Origin of the sequence: Rhizobium mesoamericanum STM3625 (assembly GCF_000312665.1) — a bacterium.
Classification (GTDB): domain Bacteria; phylum Pseudomonadota; class Alphaproteobacteria; order Rhizobiales; family Rhizobiaceae; genus Rhizobium; species Rhizobium mesoamericanum.
The window spans coordinates 387,764-390,263 of the sequence record NZ_HF536772.1; the positions used below are offsets into that span (position 1 = coordinate 387,764).

At 54.0% G+C, this 2,500-nt stretch carries 1 tRNA gene and 2 rRNA genes (1 of these 3 only partly in view); all 3 read right to left on the reverse strand.

The features are described from left to right. Window positions 1–3: 3 nt before the first annotated feature. A tRNA-Met gene (locus tag BN77_RS01895) sits at window positions 4–80 on the reverse strand. A gap of 209 nt (window positions 81–289) precedes the next feature. Then, window positions 290–404 (reverse strand): 5S ribosomal RNA (gene rrf / locus BN77_RS01900). A 132-nt stretch (window positions 405–536) separates the two neighbouring features. Continuing rightward, window positions 537–2,500: ribosomal RNA gene (locus tag BN77_RS01905) — 23S ribosomal RNA — on the reverse strand; it runs 839 nt beyond the window's last position.

The window sequence follows — 2,500 nt, forward strand, 5'->3', positions numbered from 1 at the left end:
GTTTGGTTGCGGGGGCAGGATTTGAACCTGCGGCCTTCAGGTTATGAGCCTGACGAGCTACCGGGCTGCTCCACCCCGCGCCATATCAAATCCGCCTTGGATTTGTTTTGTCCGATTAGACCGGTTTGGTTTATCGGGTATTTTGTGGGCAACGAGCGCTGCCCGTTGTCTGTTTATTTTGGTCTTTCTGTTTGCTTTCAAAGCAGAAAGGACCGCTTTTGGCGGCCCTTTTGTTTCGGCTTGGGCCGTCATTTCATGATGAGAAGATTATTTGTGTTGCGTTTTGCAGACCTGGCAGCGACCGACTCTCCCGCGTCTTAAGACGAAGTACCATAGGCGCTGGGGCGTTTCACGGCCGTGTTCGGAATGGGAACGGGTGCAGCCGCCCCGCCATAACCACCAGGTCAGCGAAGCGCAACAATGAGAAGCTGGCGCGGCGCCTGACTTTCGTGAAGTCAGGGGCCGTCATTTTGTCTTTGAACACGTCGTTGGCGACAAGCGCTGCGGCACTTGTTTATGAGCATTGATCAATGAGAACGATCAAGCCAATCGAGCTATTAGTACCGGTAAGCTTCACACATTGCTGCGCTTCCACACCCGGCCTATCAACGTGGTCGTCTTCCACGGCTCTGATAGGGAATACTCGTTTTCAGGTGGGTTTCCCGCTTAGATGCCTTCAGCGGTTATCCCTTCCATATGTAGCTACCCTGCTATGCCCTTGGCAGGACAACAGGTCCACCAGAGATATGTCCATCCCGGTCCTCTCGTACTAGGGACAGATCCTGTCAATATTCCTACACCCACGGCAGATAGGGACCGAACTGTCTCACGACGTTCTGAACCCAGCTCACGTACCGCTTTAATTGGCGAACAGCCAAACCCTTGGGACCTGCTCCAGCCCCAGGATGCGATGAGCCGACATCGAGGTGCCAAACAACCCCGTCGATATGGACTCTTGGGGGTCATCAGCCTGTTATCCCCGGCGTACCTTTTATCCGTTGAGCGATGGCCCTTCCACGCGGGACCACCGGATCACTATGACCGACTTTCGTCTCTGCTCGACTTGTCAGTCTCGCAGTCAGGCGGGCTTATGCCATTGCACTCGACGACCGATTTCCGACCGGTCTGAGCCCACCATCGCGCGCCTCCGTTACTCTTTCGGAGGCGACCGCCCCAGTCAAACTACCCACCATACACTGTCCCGGATCCGGATAACGGACCGCGGTTAGACATCCATGACGATAAGGGTGGTATTTCAAGGATGGCTCCACGGAAACTGGCGTCCCCGCTTCAAAGCCTACCACCTATCCTACACATGCCGACACGAATGCCAGTGTAAAGCTATAGTAAAGGTGCACGGGGTCTTTCCGTCTGACCGCAGGAACCCCGCATCTTCACGGGGAATTCAATTTCACTGAGTCTATGTTGGAGACAGCGGGGAAGTCGTTACGCCATTCGTGCAGGTCGGAACTTACCCGACAAGGAATTTCGCTACCTTAGGACCGTTATAGTTACGGCCGCCGTTTACTGGGGCTTCGATTCAAAGCTTGCACCTCTCCTCTTAACCTTCCAGCACCGGGCAGGCGTCAGACCCTATACGTCGTCTTGCGACTTCGCAGAGCCCTGTGTTTTTGATAAACAGTCGCTACCCCCTGGTCTGTGCCACCCCACCACACTTGCGTGCGAAGGGGTCACGCTTCTTCCGAAGTTACGCGTGCAATTTGCCGAGTTCCTTCAACATAGTTCTCTCAAGCGCCTTGGTATACTCTACCTGACCACCTGTGTCGGTTTCGGGTACGGTCTATACGGTGGAGCTATTTCCTGGAACCGCGTCCCTGCAAGATCAATCCAATAAGACCTTACAAGTTGAGCAATCCGTCACTACCACCAGGCCCACGAATATTAACGTGGTTCCCATCGACTACGCGTGTCCGCCTCGTCTTAGGGGCCGGCTAACCCTGCTCAGATTAACTTTAAGCAGGAACCCTTGGTCTTTCGGCGAGAGGGTCTCTCACCCTCTTTATCGTTACTCATGTCAACATTCGCACTTCCGATACCTCCAGGATGTCTCACGACTGTCCCTTCACAGGCTTACGGAACGCTCCGCTACCACTTGCGATTGCTCGCAAATCCTCAGCTTCGGTGCATGGCTTCAGCCCCGTTACATTTTCGGCGCAAAGACCCTTATTTAGACCAGTGAGCTGTTACGCTTTCTTTAAATGATGGCTGCTTCTAAGCCAACATCCTGGTTGTTTTGGGATCCTCACATCCTTTCCCACTTAGCCATGACTTGGGGACCTTAGCTGGAGGTTAGGGTTGTTGCCCTTTTCACGACGGACGTTAGCACCCGCCGTGTGTCTGCCGACTAGTACTCCCCGGTATTCGGAGTTTGGTTAGGATCAGTAAGACGGTGAGTCCCCATAGCCCATCCAGTGCTCTACCCCCGGGGGTATTCGGTCGACGCTCTACCTAAATAGATTTCGCGGAGAACCAGCTATTT